General features: G+C 38.7%; 14 protein-coding genes and 1 CRISPR repeat array. Of the genes, 12 read left to right on the top strand and 2 right to left on the bottom strand.

What is annotated here, in order from left to right; translation table 11 throughout:
• Positions 1-10 precede the first annotated feature (10 nt).
• The 4 genes from V7K73_RS02930 to cas5d all read left to right on the top strand — a co-directional run bounded on the left by V7K73_RS02930 (position 11) and on the right by cas5d (position 6,511).
• Positions 11-1,030, top strand: a complete 1,020-nt coding sequence (locus tag V7K73_RS02930; protein WP_334876975.1) for a PDDEXK nuclease domain-containing protein — start codon at positions 11-13, stop codon at positions 1,028-1,030.
• 47 nt (positions 1,031-1,077) lie between these two features.
• Positions 1,078-4,542 (top strand): type I-D CRISPR-associated protein Cas10d/Csc3, encoded by a 3,465-nt coding sequence (cas10d, locus tag V7K73_RS02925; protein ID WP_334876973.1) that lies wholly within the window; start codon positions 1,078-1,080, stop codon positions 4,540-4,542.
• A 245-nt stretch (positions 4,543-4,787) separates the two neighbouring features.
• Complete coding sequence (cas7d, locus tag V7K73_RS02920) at positions 4,788-5,804, top strand: type I-D CRISPR-associated protein Cas7/Csc2 (protein ID WP_334876971.1); 1,017 nt, start codon at positions 4,788-4,790, stop codon at positions 5,802-5,804.
• Entirely contained in the window at positions 5,804-6,511 is a 708-nt protein-coding gene (gene cas5d / locus V7K73_RS02915; RefSeq protein WP_334876969.1) for a type I-D CRISPR-associated protein Cas5/Csc1, read from the top strand. Before cas7d ends, cas5d begins: the two co-directional genes overlap by 1 nt.
• On the opposite strand, the gene V7K73_RS02910 is transcribed toward cas5d, so the two are convergent.
• Positions 6,512-6,922, bottom strand: a complete 411-nt coding sequence (locus tag V7K73_RS02910) for a hypothetical protein (protein WP_334876967.1) — start codon at positions 6,920-6,922, stop codon at positions 6,512-6,514.
• Positions 6,923-7,031: 109 nt separating this feature from the next.
• On the opposite strand from V7K73_RS02910, the gene V7K73_RS02905 reads away from it, so the two are divergent.
• The 6 genes from V7K73_RS02905 (at position 7,032) to V7K73_RS02880 (ending at position 13,204) form a co-directional block, all read left to right on the top strand.
• Entirely contained in the window at positions 7,032-7,652 is a 621-nt protein-coding gene (locus tag V7K73_RS02905; protein ID WP_334876965.1) for a 2OG-Fe(II) oxygenase, read from the top strand.
• Positions 7,642-8,487 carry a CRISPR-associated endoribonuclease Cas6 gene (gene cas6, locus V7K73_RS02900; protein WP_334876963.1) on the top strand — a complete coding sequence of 282 codons (846 nt, stop codon included), beginning with the start codon at positions 7,642-7,644 and terminating at the stop codon, positions 8,485-8,487. The genes V7K73_RS02905 and cas6 overlap by 11 nt, the downstream gene beginning before the upstream one ends.
• A gap of 195 nt (positions 8,488-8,682) precedes the next feature.
• A complete protein-coding gene (gene cas4 / locus V7K73_RS02895) occupies positions 8,683-9,279 on the top strand; it encodes a CRISPR-associated protein Cas4 (RefSeq protein ID WP_334876961.1) in 597 nt (198 codons plus the stop codon).
• A gap of 185 nt (positions 9,280-9,464) precedes the next feature.
• A complete protein-coding gene (cas1d, locus tag V7K73_RS02890; protein WP_334876959.1) occupies positions 9,465-10,469 on the top strand; it encodes a type I-D CRISPR-associated endonuclease Cas1d in 1,005 nt (334 codons plus the stop codon).
• Between the two features lie 25 nt (positions 10,470-10,494).
• Entirely contained in the window at positions 10,495-10,782 is a 288-nt protein-coding gene (gene cas2 / locus V7K73_RS02885; RefSeq protein ID WP_334876957.1) for a CRISPR-associated endonuclease Cas2, read from the top strand.
• 268 nt (positions 10,783-11,050) lie between these two features.
• Positions 11,051-12,113: direct repeats of the CRISPR family, unit length 37 nt; unit sequence ATTGCAATTCATCAAAATCCCTATTAGGGATTGAAAC.
• Positions 12,114-12,214: 101 nt separating this feature from the next.
• The gene (locus V7K73_RS02880) at positions 12,215-13,204 is read left to right on the top strand and encodes a hypothetical protein (RefSeq protein WP_334876955.1); all 990 of its coding nucleotides are present in this window, start codon (positions 12,215-12,217) and stop codon (positions 13,202-13,204) included.
• Positions 13,205-13,538: 334 nt separating this feature from the next.
• Here V7K73_RS02880 and xth read toward each other — a convergent pair whose 3' ends face one another.
• Complete coding sequence (gene xth, locus V7K73_RS02875) at positions 13,539-14,321, bottom strand: exodeoxyribonuclease III (protein WP_334876953.1); 783 nt, start codon at positions 14,319-14,321, stop codon at positions 13,539-13,541.
• 455 nt (positions 14,322-14,776) lie between these two features.
• Here xth and V7K73_RS02870 point away from each other — a divergent pair, with 455 nt between their 5' ends.
• Positions 14,777-15,847, top strand: a complete 1,071-nt coding sequence (locus V7K73_RS02870) for a glycosyltransferase family 4 protein (protein ID WP_334876951.1) — start codon at positions 14,777-14,779, stop codon at positions 15,845-15,847.
• A gap of 54 nt (positions 15,848-15,901) precedes the next feature.
• Positions 15,902-16,087: a hypothetical protein gene (locus tag V7K73_RS02865; RefSeq protein ID WP_334876949.1), complete on the top strand. Its 186-nt coding sequence runs from the start codon at positions 15,902-15,904 to the stop codon at positions 16,085-16,087.
• Positions 16,088-16,212 lie beyond the last annotated feature (125 nt).

Below are 16,212 nucleotides of genomic sequence, written 5' to 3'. Positions count from 1 at the left end.
TATTGTCATTATGAGTAATTCCATTTCTGACGATTACATACATCTACTTATGGAAGTACAACAACGGATTCGTTCAGCCCAGTATGAAGCATTAAAGGCAGTTAATCGGGAAATGATTAGCCTGTATTGGGATATTGGGCAGATGATTGTTATCAAACAACAGGATGCTAGTTGGGGTAAATCAGTAGTAGAAAAGCTAGCAAAAGACTTACAAGCAGAGTTTCCTGGTATTAGTGGGTTTTCCGCACGAAATATCTGGAATATGCGGAACTTTTACGTCACATATAGCCAAAAAGAAAAACTGCAACCATTGGTTGCAGAAATTGGATGGACTCACAATTTGGTCATTTTAGAAAAATGTAAAGATGACTTAGAACGAGAGTTTTACATTAGAATGACTCGGAAGTTTGGCTGGACAAAAAACGTTTTAATTCACCAAATTGAAAATCAAACTTATGAAAAAACTCTGCTTAATCAAACTAATTTTGATCAAAGTATTTCGGCAGATATCCGTAACCAATTAAAACTAGCAGTTAAAGATGAATATACTTTTAATTTTTTAGAATTAGCAGATGAACACAGCGAACGACAGCTAGAAGAGTCAATTTTAGCAAAAGTTCAACCGTTCTTACAAGAAATGGGTGGAATATTTGCCTTTATTGGTAGCCAATACCGTTTAGAAGTTGATGATGAAGAATATTTTATAGATATCCTATTATATCATCGCCGTTTAAAATGTCTGGTGGCAATAGAATTAAAAATTGGTAAGTTTTTACCTGAATATGTTGGGAAAATGCAGTTTTATTTAGCTGTTTTAGATAACACGGTAAAGCTACCAGAAGAAAATCCTTCTATTGGCATTATTCTTTGTAAATCAAAACAGAGAACTATTGTTGAATATGCACTAAAAGAATCTAATAAACCAATTGGTGTTGCAACTTACCAAATAGTTTCCAAGGTACCGCAAGAATTAAAAAACCAACTTCCAGATCCAGAACAAGTTGCTAGATTGCTAGAAGGATTTCAATGAATGTTGACGATTATTCATAATGCTGTATAACTTATTGAGTAAATAAAATGGCTAAAAAAAGTAAGAAATCAGATGAATATCAACAACTATCGCTCTTAGAAGCAGAAACAGAAAATGATTCAACCTCCGAACTATTAGATGATGATTGGATGTCTGGAGATGATTCTGACTTTCAAGAAACATCTAATCTAAAAGTCGAAACACAATCAGCAGAACTCTTAACCCTCAAATTACTGCAAGATGCAATTAAATCAGAAAATGACAATGATTTAATTATGCAGGAATTTAGTGATTACGTTTTACCCAATCTTTTACGGGTAGCAGTTGGAGTTACAGCTAAAGGTGGAAAATTTTTTGATTATCTTGATAAAAAGAGAGAAAAGGATATAGAGAATTTCCACCAAAATAATTTAGGAAAAAGTCACAAAATAAAAGAGCCGAAAAAACTTGATCGAAGAAATGCGGGTGATCAATCTTTAAATACTCATTTACTGAATGGTTTACTACCAGCTAATTTAATAGAACGTTGTCTAAATAAACTTGATACTACTGCAAAAAGGGTAATTCAACAACAAGAAAGACGCTTATTAATTGCTGGGTTTATTTTACATGATTTTGAAAAGTTTGATTATCGGCTATTTCCTAAAATGCCAGATAATTATAAAGCGATTGGACAAGATAAAGAACAAGACATTCGCAAGTTATCTGTAGATGCCCACCGCGAAATTATAGATGTTATAGTCTGTGAATTAGCTCTTGATAAATTTGTTAGTCCTGATGAACCAACAGCATGGCAAGAATATCGAGATGATTTGTTATTTATTGCCTACAATGCCCAGCGTCGAAATGATACAAATCTCAATGTTTCTGAGCATGGTTTACAGCCAATAATTGATGATTACATCCTGATATGTCTTGCTGATTTAACTTATTTAGCTGATTTACTTTCCTCAGTTATTAAACATCCTCAAGATGCAGAACACCAAGCATTAAATGGAATTCTCCACAGCCTCAGTGATGGGCAATTAAAATTTACTTATCACAGCATTGCTGAGAATCGTGGTGTTTTAACTAATGTGGTGAATAATGCTTTAATTGAGGCTCATAAAAGTCTCAATACCGATGAGCATCCCTACTATAAACCTTTGTTATATCTGCCAACAGGCGTGATTTACTTGGCTTCGCGCAATGCTCCAGTTATCTCGCCGTCAGATTTACCAGACCGTGTAGTTAACAGTATTAAATCACTTTGTGCTGGTCAATTACGCCTCAGACAAACAGGATTTGGTAGAGATGGTAAAGGCATGAAATATGCCGAATATTACAACTTATTTTTTGATGATATAGGCTTGATGAAAGTAGCCTTAGATGCTACATTACGCATCTTAAACCCTAACAAAGGCTCTGTCGCTAAAAGTCGCAGTGAAAATCTGAATAAGTTTCAGCAACAAAATGTTTTATCTGCTGATTATAACTTCAAATTTGAAGACGATATCCGCATTGACCAAATAGCAGAATTTGGTGATTTGGTTAGCCGGAAGATTTGGGAAGAGACAGTTAATCGCGTTGATTCTGCTCGGAAGAAAGATAAAAAGCTGCCAGCAGTTCCCGATTTTGATTTAACTCACAAAGTTGCAGAATTTTGGAATTTAGCAGAGTGTTTACCCCAAATTAGAGAAATTCAACGCATTAATGAAAGTCTCAAAGAAAATAAGTTAAAAGGAAATACGGGAGGAGTACCTTATGAATGGTATTATCTGGCGGCTAAATATTTAGAACATCATCCAGGAATTGAAGATGTACGCGAAACTTGTCAGCAAGTTATTGAGTATTTGGCAACCTTAATTTCCCCGATAATTTCTCAGTATGAATTACCTGATGGTTGGGATGATTTAAGGCTCTGGGTAAAACGAGTTGTGATGTTACCAGGCATTAATCAAGAGTCATCTGTTAAAACTCAAGTTCAAACATTCCTAGATGAGTTAGGTAATTACAATGCTGCGAAAAAAGCAGGGAGAGGGAAACAATTAATTTGCTCAATTTCTCATTCGGCTTACACGGTTACTGAGCAAATGGAATCAGCAGTTTTATTTACGCCACAAGTTTATACAAACAAGCAAATGTTAGGAGGTTCTAACGCTAAACGCAATATCTCCAGTATTGCAGGTGTGGAGATGATGCTGAGACAAATATTGATGAATCAAACTCAAGCTGTAGGGAAGCGATTTGAAGATGGGAAATATCGCTATCTCTACTTTTATCCTACTTATTATTTTACCCCAGAGACTAACAAGTTTTTGCAGAAAGCTTACAACGGTATTGCTCAAACTCGCTTTGATACGAGTGTTCGTAACCATTTTATCAGTAAAGATTTACAGGCGGATTTGGGGCCCGATCGCTATCAAAGTGTAGATAGTTTCTTAATAGATGAAAACCTCCAGCGTGACAAGGATCGCACCTTTAAGCTTTCCTATCCTAAAGACCAACCTTTAACATTTTACTTCATGGCGCTCCCGCCAGGAAGAGACAGCACCGATACAGAATCTTGGGTAATGCCAACTTGGTTAGCGTTTGCTTTCCCGATGATTTTAGATGTTAAAACTGTGGTTTCTGAGTCACCGATTCCACCCTTTAATGATGGGGCTGAATTTGAGGAAAGCGTTTTTCTTGATAGTGCGCCTCATGCTTTCCGTGCTCTAGTAAGGCGCGATCGCTTCCGTCTTGACTACATCCTCGAAGGTTGGAACGAAAACGGCATCCAATACCCAGCACCTTTAAATGTCCTTACCGCCGCTTATGCCATTCATTTAGATGTGAATGCTAGGCAGGGTAAGTCTGGTTACGATGCCAACTGGGGGAGATTTACAGAACTGGCTAAAGATTTTGAAACCAGTCCATTGTACGTCTTTTCTTATCTCAATCGCTGGGTACGTAACCAGGGAATCGAAACAGCGCGAATTGAGAAAATCCGGCTTTATACCTATCATTTTTATCCTTGTTTTGACCCTTATGTGAAATATGACACTAATATGGAGCAATTAATTGTGGGAGAAGTATCAAGTCTGAATCATCCTAAGAAATTAACAGATTTATATCGCAGATTTTACCGAGCTAATAAACGTTATAATCCTAAGTCTAATGCTGTGTTGAAACCAGTTGATATTGCGGCTGAAACTATACTCAAAGCTGAGTCAAGTGTGTTTCAGGGAGAAACATTAGTTGCGGCTGTTGCAGCAGAAGTTTTTAAACTCATGGATCGCGTTCATTCTTCTACTGCTGAAGGACGCTGGATTATGAGCAAACGAGAGGAAGAACGGCAAGCTGTTCTAGATTTTGCCAAGTATTTTGTAGTGGAGGTATTTGATAAATCATTTGCAGGCGATCGCGCTCGTTTAGCAGGTCGTCAACTCAACTTAATTCGAGATACCTGTGAATTTCTTTATCGTCTTGAAGATGATAAAGAAAATGCAGGAAAATCTAAAGCTGAACCTGAAAATGATGAAAATGAATAATCAAATTAGAGCCTGGGCGACTAGAAGTCGCGGCTACACAAACAAAGTCCGCCTACGCGGACTAATAAAAAATGGGTGTTTTTAACCCACGCAGGTGGGTTTCGCCTGTGTAGATGCGGTTTCTAACCGCCGATTTAACTAATAAAAAAATGGGTGCTTTTAACCCATGCAGGTGGGTTTCACCTGTGTAGATGCGGTTTTTTACCGCCGATTTAACTTAATTAACCTTATTTTGGAGATAAATCATGGCAATTCTAAAAACTGTTGAATCTAAATTTTTTCAATCTGAGATTCCTTACAAACCAATGGGTAAATATGTTCATTTTTTGACCATTCGGATTACTGAATCTTATCCTCTATTCCAGACAGATGCAGAACTGAATAAAGCACGGGTAAGAGCAGGAGTTAAAGACAAAACCACAATTAGCCGTTTGTCAATGTTCAAGCGCAAACAGTCTACACCAGAGCGTTTAGTCGGTCGGGAATTGCTGCGTAATTATGGCTTGATGACGGCTGAAGAATGCGAATACAACGTGAATTTTGCAATGGATAATCCTGATTGCATCATTTATGGTTTTGCTATTGGTGACTCTGGCTCAGAAAAATCAAAAGTTGTGGTAGATACGGCATTTTCAATTACAGCTTTTGATGAATCACACGAAACATTTACCCTCAACGCTCCTTATGAAAATGGCACGATGGCTTCTAAGGGTGAAAATGGTTCTAAACCTGGTGAAGTTACCAGTCGAATTAATCAACAAGACCACATTAAACCGCAAGTTTTCTTCCCTAGTATTGTCACCTTGAAAGACCCCACTGAGGCTAGTTTTCTTTACGTTTTTAATAATATTCTGCGAACTCGTCATTATGGAGCGCAAACCACCCGTACAGGTCGGGTTAGAAATGAGTTAATCGGTGTTGTCTTTGCTGATGGAGAAATTACTAGTAACCTGCGTTGGACTCAGGCAATATATGACCAAATGAAATCTAATAATACTCTGAATGCTCCCGATCCGCTAGATGAAGATGATGTAATTACTGCTGCGAAAAATGCGATTGAGGGGTTAATGGCTGATGAGTTTATTGTTCATACAGATTTTATTGGTGATGCTTTTGTATCCCTAATTAATGAAGTCAAGACTTTAACAGGAAGCGAGAAAGGAATTCAGACAATTTTGCAAAAAGCTGATGCAGAAGCTAAAGATTATGCCAAGAAGCATATCAGCAAGAAGAAAACTGCTGCTAAAGCGGGGAAAGATTAATGGTATTTATTTACCGTGGTCAAATAGAACTACACGACAGCCTCTATTTTGCAACTCGTGAAATCGGGCGATTGTATGAAACAGAAGCCCTAATTCATAATTACGCCCTCTGTTATGCACTGGGTTTAGTTGATAGCCAAATCTACTCAACTACCGTTGCTGAAGAACATTCATATCGCTACTTTTGCCCCGAACAAGTGCCAAAATATGAGGAGCATCTAACGCCACTCAATGAACAGGGAATTTATGTAACTCCGGCGCGATCGCTCAATCATTCTTCTATCCTTAATACCTGGAAATATGCTAACAACAACTACCACGTTGAAATGGAGAAAACACAGAAAAATATCCCTAGTTTTGGGAGAGCGAAAGAAATAGCAGCAGAGAGTAGATTTGAGTTTTTTGTCATATCTCAAAAACAACTTCAACTACCTAAATGGATTCGCTTGGGTAAATGGATGAGCAAGGCTGAAGTGACGGTTGAACAATTACCGAAACATAAAATTTCTGAAGGTATATTCACTTGTACACATCCATTAAATCCTTTAGATGTGATGTTCACTAATCAAGTGATTAGCTATGATGTTGTGAATATGCCTCCAGTTAGCTTAATTCAGAATGTCCAAATGCGAGGTCAATACTATCAATTTGATGGCATTCAAAACTTGAAAATTCCAGTTCTGATAGAATATCGCTTTCGGGGTTAATTACTTCCCAAAACCTTTACTAGGCTTTTTATTTTTGCGCGGCTCCATCGTCATTAACTCTGCTTTAAAACCTCTGGAATCTTGCAACATTAACTTACGAATTCGCTGGCGTTGATAAGCTTGCACTTCAGCAGCTAGAGGATGATTAGGATCAATTTTTAGGTGAGTAATAGAAGAAACATATTTTTCTTCAGTTTCGGGATTATTTGGCTCTTTTAGTCCGCACATAATCCCACCTTCATCTCCTGAATAGCCAACGAAATCAATTTCAAATTCTCTGTCTGGATCGGCGTTTTTACCTTTTTGCTTTAATGTCTTCAAAAACTCCTTCCCGGCTCGTGCTTTAATGGGTAAGTTCTCTTTAAGTTTTTCAGTTAGTGCCTTTACTGTATTGTAATCATCAATTCTCATTGGTCTTTCTCCTTATGTAGTTTTTCTCACTTAAAAGAATACTACTATCATCACTCGACAGTCTTTAAAATTTTAGATACCACATTTAGCGATCGCTCCTCTATCCACAGTGAAACACTATCAACAACAACCCAACGCCTTCCCCAGCGATTACCTCAACAACTTGTGGGGAGAAATCCAAGCTTGTCCTTACTTTGCTATCAACAACCTCAACCGCGATTTTGTCGCCACTAAAGGATTTTCTGTCGTATTTCAGCGTTCTGGATTACCACAAGTAGAGCAGCAGTTCCCCTACTTCAAACCTTATCTAGATTTAGCTCTCCAGCCAAATTGTAACGCTTTTTACCTCAATCCTTTACAGCTAAAAGAAGGCTCCCGCGTCGATCCGCATATCGATCGCTCCTTACGTTCCTATTCCAAAACCATTGAACCACCTGCGATTGTCAGCGTTCTCTATGTGCGAGTACCTGGGGATATGGAAGGGGGAGAACTGGTATTGCGATCGCACAAACGCCAACTTGGGCAAATTAAGCCCCAATTCAATACTTTAGTTTATTTTCAAGGTGATTTAACCCATTCGGTTAACGCTGTCAAAACCCCTGGGAATCGTCTAAGTTTAGTTTGTGAACAGTATAGTTTGAGTGAAGCTGAACTCCAGGAAATCCCTGAGTTTACTGTAGAGTCAAGAATCACTCAGTCTACAACCAAAAAAAGAAAATATGCCTCATAGTTTAGTGTTAAATTTGCTACCTCAATCGCCTATCCCCCCACAATTCTTAACAGGTAGACATCTCCACGCCCTATTTTTAACCCTCGTTAGTTCTGTAGATACCATATTAGGCGATCGCTTGCACGATTCCACCGCCGATAAAGCCTTCACCCTCTCCCCTCTACAAATTAGTAATACAAACTCTCCCCTTTTGAAGGGAGGTAAGGGCGGATCTAAATTGCAATACTCACATCAACAAGCCATTCCCGCCGGAACTCCTTGTTGGTGGCGCATCTCTTTATTAGATGACACTCTATTTGGCAAACTTACCCAACTCTGGCTAAATCTTAATCCCAATCGCCCTTGGCATCTTGGCCCGGCTGACTTATATATTACCAGCATTCAAGGCACACCCCAATCTATTCAACCTTGGGCAAATGCCAGTACTTACGCTCAATTATACGAAGAAGCTAGCGATTTCAATTCTTCCATTAACCTTACCTTCTCCACACCTACCGCGTTCCGTCAAGGACAGTATGATACTACCCTTCCTACCAGAGAATCTGTGTTTAATTCCCTACTTTCGCGCTGGAATAAGTACAGTGGCATAGAATTTACTCAGATTGCGATTGAATCCATTTTCCCTTCTTTCGTTAACATTCACACAGAAATATTAGCCGACTCTCGCAGCAAATTTATTGGCATTATTGGCGAAGTTACCTATAAGATTTTGGGAGAAATTGAACCAATACAAATTAAGCAAATTAACGCCTTAGCTGACTTTGCTTTATATAGTGGTGTCGGCAGAAAAACAACAATGGGTATGGGAATGACGCGGCGAATGTATTCCCCCTAATCGCACAGTAGCTATAAACCGAATCTTACCATTTAAAGCCTTCAGAATAAGACTATAACTATTTTTAGTCCATTTTAATGGACTTGGGCTATGAGCCTCTGAAATTTATTTCTGGGCGGGCTATGGCGCTAGTCGATAATAGTTCACAAATTTAATTTGCGACAGATAATAAATTTTCACAATCATTATAAACTAATGACAAATAACATCGAATATATTTCTATTGCGGCATTGAATCAATATGCCTATTGTCCGCATCGCTGTTGGCGGATGTTTTGTGCAGGTGAATTTACTGATAATCAATACACAATTGAAGGCACTACATTACACGATCGCGTCCACACTACAAGCGATGTACAACGCGGAGAAACTTGGCAGATTCGGGCAATTTGGCTGAAGTCTGAGCAATATAAACTCATCGGCAAATCTGATTTAATTGAAGCCGAATCTGGTCAAGTTTATCCAGTGGAATACAAACGGGGACGCAAAGGCGAATGGGATAACGATGAGTTGCAAGTTTGCGCCCAAGCCTTATGTTTAGAAGAGATGACAGGAGAACCTGTTAACACTGGATATATCTATTATGCCCACTCTCATCAACGGCAATTAGTAGAGATTAATCAAGAGTTACGAAACAGTGCGATTACTACTATTCAATCTGTCACAAGTCTTCTAGAAACAGGAGCAATGCCAAAACCAGTTTACAGCAAACGTTGCCAAGGATGCAGCCTTTATTCGCAATGTTTGCCCAAAGCAACTGATAAAGTCAAAAGTTATCAAGAAGTAAATTAAATCATCCCCTGGCGAATAGAATTCGCGGCTACACAGACAAAACCCACCTCCGTGGGTTAGAAAATACCTTGATTATTAGTCCACGGAGGTGGACGAGAGCTTGTGTAGTAGCGAATTATATTCGCCTAAGACTTGTCAAACATCTTCTTAGCTTCAGCCCTAATTATTACTAGGAATCATCAAAAATGGGAACACTTTACGTAACACAAGCCGATGCTTTTATCGGGAAAGTTGACGAACGTCTTACCGTCAAAGCTGAACAAAAAACAATATTGGATATCCCTTTAATTAAAATAGAAGGAATTGTAGTACTAGGACGGGCGACTATTTCTCCCGCCGTTGTCAGTGAACTTTTAGAACGTCACATTTGTTTAACTTTTCTCACACAAAACGGACGATATTTAGGGCGTTTAGAACCCGAAGTTACCAAAAATATCTTTGTTCGTAAAGCCCAATGGCAAGCTGTGGGAGAATCAGAACCAGCAATACATTTAGTCAGAGGATTTGTGCGGGGTAAATTGAAAAATTACCGCCATAGCTTACTTCGCACTCAGCGAGAACATCCTGATGTTGATCTGAATAATAACATCACTCGATTGGAAAACGCGATCGCACCAATTGAAAAGACTAACAATATTGATTCCCTCAGAGGCTTAGAAGGTGCTGGTAGTGCAGCCTATTTTGGTTGTTTTCAACAGCTAATCAAAACCCCAGAATTTCGCTTTGAAGCCAGACGTCGCCGCCCACCAACTGACCCAGTTAACGCCTTATTGAGTTTTGGCTATTCCTTACTACGTCATGACGTGCAAAGTGCTTTAAATATTGTCGGCTTCGACCCTTATCTAGGATACTTACATGTCGAGCGTTATGGTAGACCTTCCCTAGCCTTGGACTTGATGGAAGAATTTCGCCCTTTAATAGTGGATGCTGTAGTGTTGTCGCTGATTAACAAGCGATCGCTAACCTTAACTGACTTTACCATCGAACCGCTCAGTGGTGCTGTGAATTTAACCAAAGAAGGATTGCATACATTTCTTCGCGCCTACCAACAAAAGAAACTATCGAATTTCAAACATCCAGTCATGGGAAACAAATGTACCTACCAAGAATCATTTGAAATTCAAGCGAGGTTATTAAGTAAATACCTCATGAACCAAATCGATAAATATCCCCCTTTAATTCTCAAATAATTAGTTATTCTCCCCCATCTCCCCCATGTATATTGTTGTCAGCTACGACATTCCCGAAGATAAGCGTCGGACAAAAATCCATTCGGTTCTCAAGTCTTACGGACAATGGATGCAACTGAGTGTGTTTGAATGCGATATCACTCCCACTCAGTATGCTAAACTGCGATCGCGTTTATCTAAATTGATTAAACCCGATACCGATAGCGTGCGCTTTTATTTTCTCTGTGGCTGTTGTCAGCGAAAAGTCGAACGCATTGGCGGAGAACAGCCACGAGATGAAACAATTTTCTTTGCTGAGTCTTCTTCTAGCTAAGTTTCTGCATCTCAAATGCGCGGAAGGGTAGGTGTACAAATTCCACAGCCCCAAAAAAATGCTTCTATCCCAACTCCAGCAAGGCTTTCAACCTATTAGTCACCTAATCCTCATCCGCGCAACCTCTGAAATGCTTATCAAAATTCAATTTCAGCCTTTAAATTTTCCTGGCGCTCTTTCCAAACGAATTTTCTAATGCTATGATTGCCCTTGAATCGCGCAACCGCACCTTGAAAACTAAATATAGCTTGGGTTTCAGGCTCCCGCCATTGCAATTCATCAAAATCCCTATTAGGGATTGAAACTGCGATCGGGCGGCTGAGTTCATAACTACCTCTAATTGCAATTCATCAAAATCCCTATTAGGGATTGAAACAGACTGACCGGGAGTCAATTAATTTCCAATAATGAATTGCAATTCATCAAAATCCCTATTAGGGATTGAAACTTAATTATTACTAAGTATCATCACCATCATTCAAGATTGCAATTCATCAAAATCCCTATTAGGGATTGAAACAACTTGTTACTAGTCTTCAAGGACGCGGCGATGGCAATTGCAATTCATCAAAATCCCTATTAGGGATTGAAACAACAATTATTAGGTGATCAAAATTTTCAACTACTGGTATTGCAATTCATCAAAATCCCTATTAGGGATTGAAACTCAATCGTCCATTTCACTGTGCTAATTTTGCGCTGTATTGCAATTCATCAAAATCCCTATTAGGGATTGAAACGAAGGATTTACTCGATTAGCTAGCGCGACTCGCAATAGTATTGCAATTCATCAAAATCCCTATTAGGGATTGAAACAGAGCAAGAGCTAACAAGGATTCTAACTAATGGATTGCAATTCATCAAAATCCCTATTAGGGATTGAAACCAAACTAAGGATTTTGCAAATTTAACTAAGTGGAAGGCGGCATTGCAATTCATCAAAATCCCTATTAGGGATTGAAACAAAAATCGCATGGCTAAATATTATTCAACAGGCACCAAAATTGCAATTCATCAAAATCCCTATTAGGGATTGAAACGGCGCGTTCTGTGCGCTCTATTAATTGCTTTTGTTGAATTGCAATTCATCAAAATCCCTATTAGGGATTGAAACCAGGCTGAATGGCACACATTACCTCATGCAGTTGTATTGCAATTCATCAAAATCCCTATTAGGGATTGAAACCTTGAATAGTCTGACTATAACCCTAGTATGCAATCATATTGCAATTCATCAAAATCCCTATTAGGGATTGAAACGTGAAATCGATAAAGCCTTCCCTAATGGTATTCCATTGCAATTCATCAAAATCCCTATTAGGGATTGAAACTTTCTTAATACTACAAAAATCATATTTTGTATAATAATTACATTAGAAAATGACTACTCACGCACCTTGTTTTGTATCTGCCATCTAAGAGGTTTTGGTTCATGAAACGGTTGTTTGCTTTTATTACAATTGCTTTCCTATGCTTTGATTTTGCTCATCTTGTCAACGCATCTGGGTCAATCTCAACACATTCAGATAATAATTGTACTTTAAGGGTGTTGAAAAAAGGAGAGGGTTGTTTCCTTTATAAGGTTGAATCTGGCAATTTCTCTATCCCTGTTTACTACTACCTACCTAATCAATTGGAGGCAAATACTAAAGTGGTATTCGCCATGCATGGCGAACAACGGAATGCTGAAGATTATAGAAATGACTGGAGAAATATCTACAATCGCTTGGGGAGCGACAATCCAAATTTTATCCTGCTTGCTCCCCAGTTTAAGCAAAATCGCTATCCATTAGCTACAGGATATAATCTTGGTAACATGTTTACAGAAGATTTAAAGATTCTAAATCCTCGAAACCAATGGGCGTTTACTCAAATTGAAAATATTTTTGACTTCGTGAAAAAAAGCACCAAAGTCAACGCAACCAATTACTATCTCTATGGTCACTCTGCTGGCGCACAGTTCGTACATCGAATGGTGATCTTTATGCCCCATGCACATATCAAAAAGGCGATCGCCGCAGAGGCTGGGTCGTACATAATACCCGATGAGCATAGGGACTATCCCTGCGGTTTCAATAAAGAAACCGGAGATCAATTGCCATCTGTGGACTTGAAACCCACATTCCGCTCACCAATGACAATAATTTTAGGCACAAAAGATAACAAACCTTTATCGGATAAGCATGATACCTATAAGTGCGATGCACAACAAGGTTCTAATCGTTTGACTCGTGGCGAATATTTTTACACTCAAGTAAAAAGCATTGCTAATAATAAGAAAGAAGATTTTCAATGGACTCTCAAAAAAGTTACTGCTGCTCACATTGTTGCAAAAACGAATCCCCCTATTGAAGATCCGATGTTAGTGTCTTGTGCCGCAAAGGAGTTTTTCCCGGAATTAACGGCGGTTAACTGCAAATAGGGGATTTAACCCCAACTCAAAATGATGCTACATGTAGATGTAGGGGTCTTAAACCAGTGATTTTACGATAAAGTATATCAAAAATTGAACTTAATATTTTACGTGAAAGTTTCGCTTTTTATCTAGATAAGCATACTTTTCTGTACCCAATTAATAAGCTTTTTTAGTATTAGTAGATATTGATTTATCTAGAAAGAAGCTAATTCATATTCTGACTTTTTTTTGATTTTTTTATTTATAATCATAGCAATTTTTAAGATTACTTATATCATTTTGACATTTTTTTTAGTTTTTATTAGTAAAAAAGATGCGTTCACCCTGCCCAATACCCCATTCAAAATTCCACAATTACCGGCGTATGGTCGCTGGGTTGGGTTAATTTTCTGGGCGCGACATCTATAATGCAACTTGTAGCACGCTCATATAAAATAGGTGTGAGATAGTGATGGTCAATCCGCCAACCTAAGTTGCGACGGAAAGCGGCGGCGCGATAATCCCACCAGCTATAATTTCCGCCTTCTGTGGTGAATTTGCGAAAAGCATCAGCAAATCCCAATTTCAGGATATCCCTTAAGGCTTGGCGCTCTGCTTCTGTTGCCATAATGTGATTTTCTGTACTCACTTGCTCGTGAATATCCTTATCTTCAAGAGCAATATTGAAGTCACCGCACACACAAATTGCAGGTTCTGACAGCACCAACAATCGTAAATACTCGTGTAGCGCTGTCAACCAGCGCATTTTGTATTCATATTTCTCAGTTCCGACTGCTGCACCATTGGGAACATATAAGTTAACAATCCGAATACCATCAATTACACCTGTCATCACCCGCTTTTGCTCATCCCATTCGTGGTGTAAATCTGGCAAAATCGCCCTAAACCCAGTACTTACGTCTACGAGTGGCTGGCGGCTAATTATGGCTACGCCGTTATAAGATTTTTGTCCTGATATATAAAGGTTATAGCCTAACTGCTCAAAAGGCGATCGCGGAAACTCGGCATCCACAACTTTGGTTTCTTGCAAGCAGAGAACATCAACTGGATTGGCAGTTAACCAATCGTTAACCTGTTCTAAACGAGTGCGAATTGAGTTGACATTCCAAGTAGCGATTTTCATTAGTTATCAGGATTTTTTGTAAATTAATAATTACAAATTATGTAATTATTGTACAGTTACTTAATATTTATAATTTCTGTTGCATTTACCAATTACATTTAAACCAAGCTTTAATGGCTTGATCCCATGATAGATTTTAGTAGTTTTAGCTACAAAATATTCCTTTTTGTAAGTTAGGTTACAAAATATTCTACCTCTTTATGATCCCCAAGGCAGATGCAATAAGTAATTGATTTACTTTAAGTTAGAAATATAGCTCAGGGTTGGGTTTTGCCAATAGTTCATGAGATTTGTCGGTAAAAAGTTTACAGCAACGTTAACCATTATTGCGCTTTTCGTAGCCTGTTAGGTTAATTTAAATGTCAAAAGAGTAAGTACAAATGCTCTTTCCTCATAAAATAATCATGCAACTCATTATATTGAGGACAATTTCATAGACTGAACCAAAAAAACTTATGAAAATCGCTCAAGTTGCCCCCTTATGGGAAAGGGTTCCACCTCCTAATTATGGAGGAATAGAACTGGTAGTAAGTCGCTTGACTGATGAACTTGTTCGTCGCGGTCATGAGGTAACCTTATTTGCCTCTGGCGATTCTCAAACTTTGGCTAATTTAGAAGCAGTTTATCCACGGGCATTGCGCTTAGATCCAAATGTCAAAGAGTATGCAGTGTACGAAATGCTAGAACTAAGCCAAGTTTACCAGAGTGCTGCCCAATTCGATATTATCCATTCTCATGTAGGGATTTCGGCATTAGCTTTAGCGAGTTTGATAACAGCAACTTCTACAGTGCATACCCTGCACAATGATTTTACAACGGATAACCGTCACGCATTTAGCTACCCCAAAAAGCAACCTTATGTCAGCATTAGTAACTCGCAGCGTCAAATCGATCTAAATTATATTGACACGGTTTATAACGGAATCGAGCTAGCAAATTATCCATTCGTAGCCCAACCGTCAGAATCTTCGTATTTGGCATTTTTAGGTCGTTTCTCGCCAGAGGAAGGCCCCCAACATGCGATCGCTATTGCTAAACAGAGTGGTTGGCGCTTAAAGATGGCAGGAAAGCTTGATGTCCAAGACTCTAAGTTTTTTGAACAAGAGATTGCCCCCCTTATAGATGGTCAGCAAATTGAATATCTAGGCGAAATGAACCACGCCCAAAAAACTGAACTTCTGGGCAATGCTGCCATAACTCTTTTCCCGATTAGCTGGCAAGAACCTTTTGGGTTAGTAATGATTGAATCAATGGCAACTGGTACACCAGTCATTGCCATGAATTTCGGCTCTATACCTGAAGTGATTGCCCACGGTAAAACAGGTTTTATCTGCAATAGCTATGCAGAAATGGCGGCAATGATTCCACTAGCTTTGGAACTCAATCGTCAAACCTGTCGAAAACATGTAGGAAAAAACTTTAGTGTTAGCCAAATGGTTAACGGATATGAAGGTGTTTACAGACAAATTATTAAAGACCGCATAGAATCGAATGGTCGGATTTATGCAGCTAAGATCCACTTTTAATCAACTGCTTTTTTATCCAACTTAAACAATAATTTTTTTTAGGAGGACATTAGTATGAGTACGAGAGCCAACACCTGCCCATGCTGCGGTGGTTCCCTCCTGCGCCATGCCCGACATGGTGAACTATATTGGTTTTGCCTGTCGTGCCGACAAGAAGTACCGCTATTAACTGCTACTCGCTTGCCTAATGTGGAAACCCGGAACACCGGAGTAGTTCCTCAGCCAGTAGTGAATTCCTAGTTTGACGGAATTTTAGATTAATAAAAACCTAGGGCTATTTCATTCTATTTTTACGGCAGTTTTTAGGAATCTTTTTCAGAAAAATAAGAATTTAAACGCGATTTAAGTTGAGAACCGTAGTTTTT

This window comes from Nostoc sp. (assembly GCF_036916975.1).
Classification (GTDB): domain Bacteria; phylum Cyanobacteriota; class Cyanobacteriia; order Cyanobacteriales; family Nostocaceae; genus Nostoc.
Note: the sequence above shows the minus strand (reverse complement) of the source record. Positions and strands in the feature narration are given on the sequence as shown.

What these genes read in the sequence shown, in the direction of transcription:
- V7K73_RS02930 (WP_334876975.1), top strand. Translation starts at nt 11, where the DNA reads ATGAGTAATTCCATTTCTGACGATTACATACATCTACTTATGGAAGTA.
- cas10d (WP_334876973.1), top strand. Translation starts at nt 1,078, where the DNA reads ATGGCTAAAAAAAGTAAGAAATCAGATGAATATCAACAACTATCGCTC.
- cas7d (WP_334876971.1), top strand. Translation starts at nt 4,788, where the DNA reads ATGGCAATTCTAAAAACTGTTGAATCTAAATTTTTTCAATCTGAGATT.
- cas5d (WP_334876969.1), top strand. Translation starts at nt 5,804, where the DNA reads ATGGTATTTATTTACCGTGGTCAAATAGAACTACACGACAGCCTCTAT.
- V7K73_RS02910 (WP_334876967.1), bottom strand. Translation starts at nt 6,922, where the DNA reads ATGAGAATTGATGATTACAATACAGTAAAGGCACTAACTGAAAAACTT.
- cas6 (WP_334876963.1), top strand. Translation starts at nt 7,642, where the DNA reads ATGCCTCATAGTTTAGTGTTAAATTTGCTACCTCAATCGCCTATCCCC.
- cas4 (WP_334876961.1), top strand. Translation starts at nt 8,683, where the DNA reads ATGACAAATAACATCGAATATATTTCTATTGCGGCATTGAATCAATAT.
- cas1d (WP_334876959.1), top strand. Translation starts at nt 9,465, where the DNA reads ATGGGAACACTTTACGTAACACAAGCCGATGCTTTTATCGGGAAAGTT.
- cas2 (WP_334876957.1), top strand. Translation starts at nt 10,495, where the DNA reads ATGTATATTGTTGTCAGCTACGACATTCCCGAAGATAAGCGTCGGACA.
- V7K73_RS02880 (WP_334876955.1), top strand. Translation starts at nt 12,215, where the DNA reads ATGAAACGGTTGTTTGCTTTTATTACAATTGCTTTCCTATGCTTTGAT.
- xth (WP_334876953.1), bottom strand. Translation starts at nt 14,321, where the DNA reads ATGAAAATCGCTACTTGGAATGTCAACTCAATTCGCACTCGTTTAGAA.
- V7K73_RS02870 (WP_334876951.1), top strand. Translation starts at nt 14,777, where the DNA reads ATGAAAATCGCTCAAGTTGCCCCCTTATGGGAAAGGGTTCCACCTCCT.
- V7K73_RS02865 (WP_334876949.1), top strand. Translation starts at nt 15,902, where the DNA reads ATGAGTACGAGAGCCAACACCTGCCCATGCTGCGGTGGTTCCCTCCTG.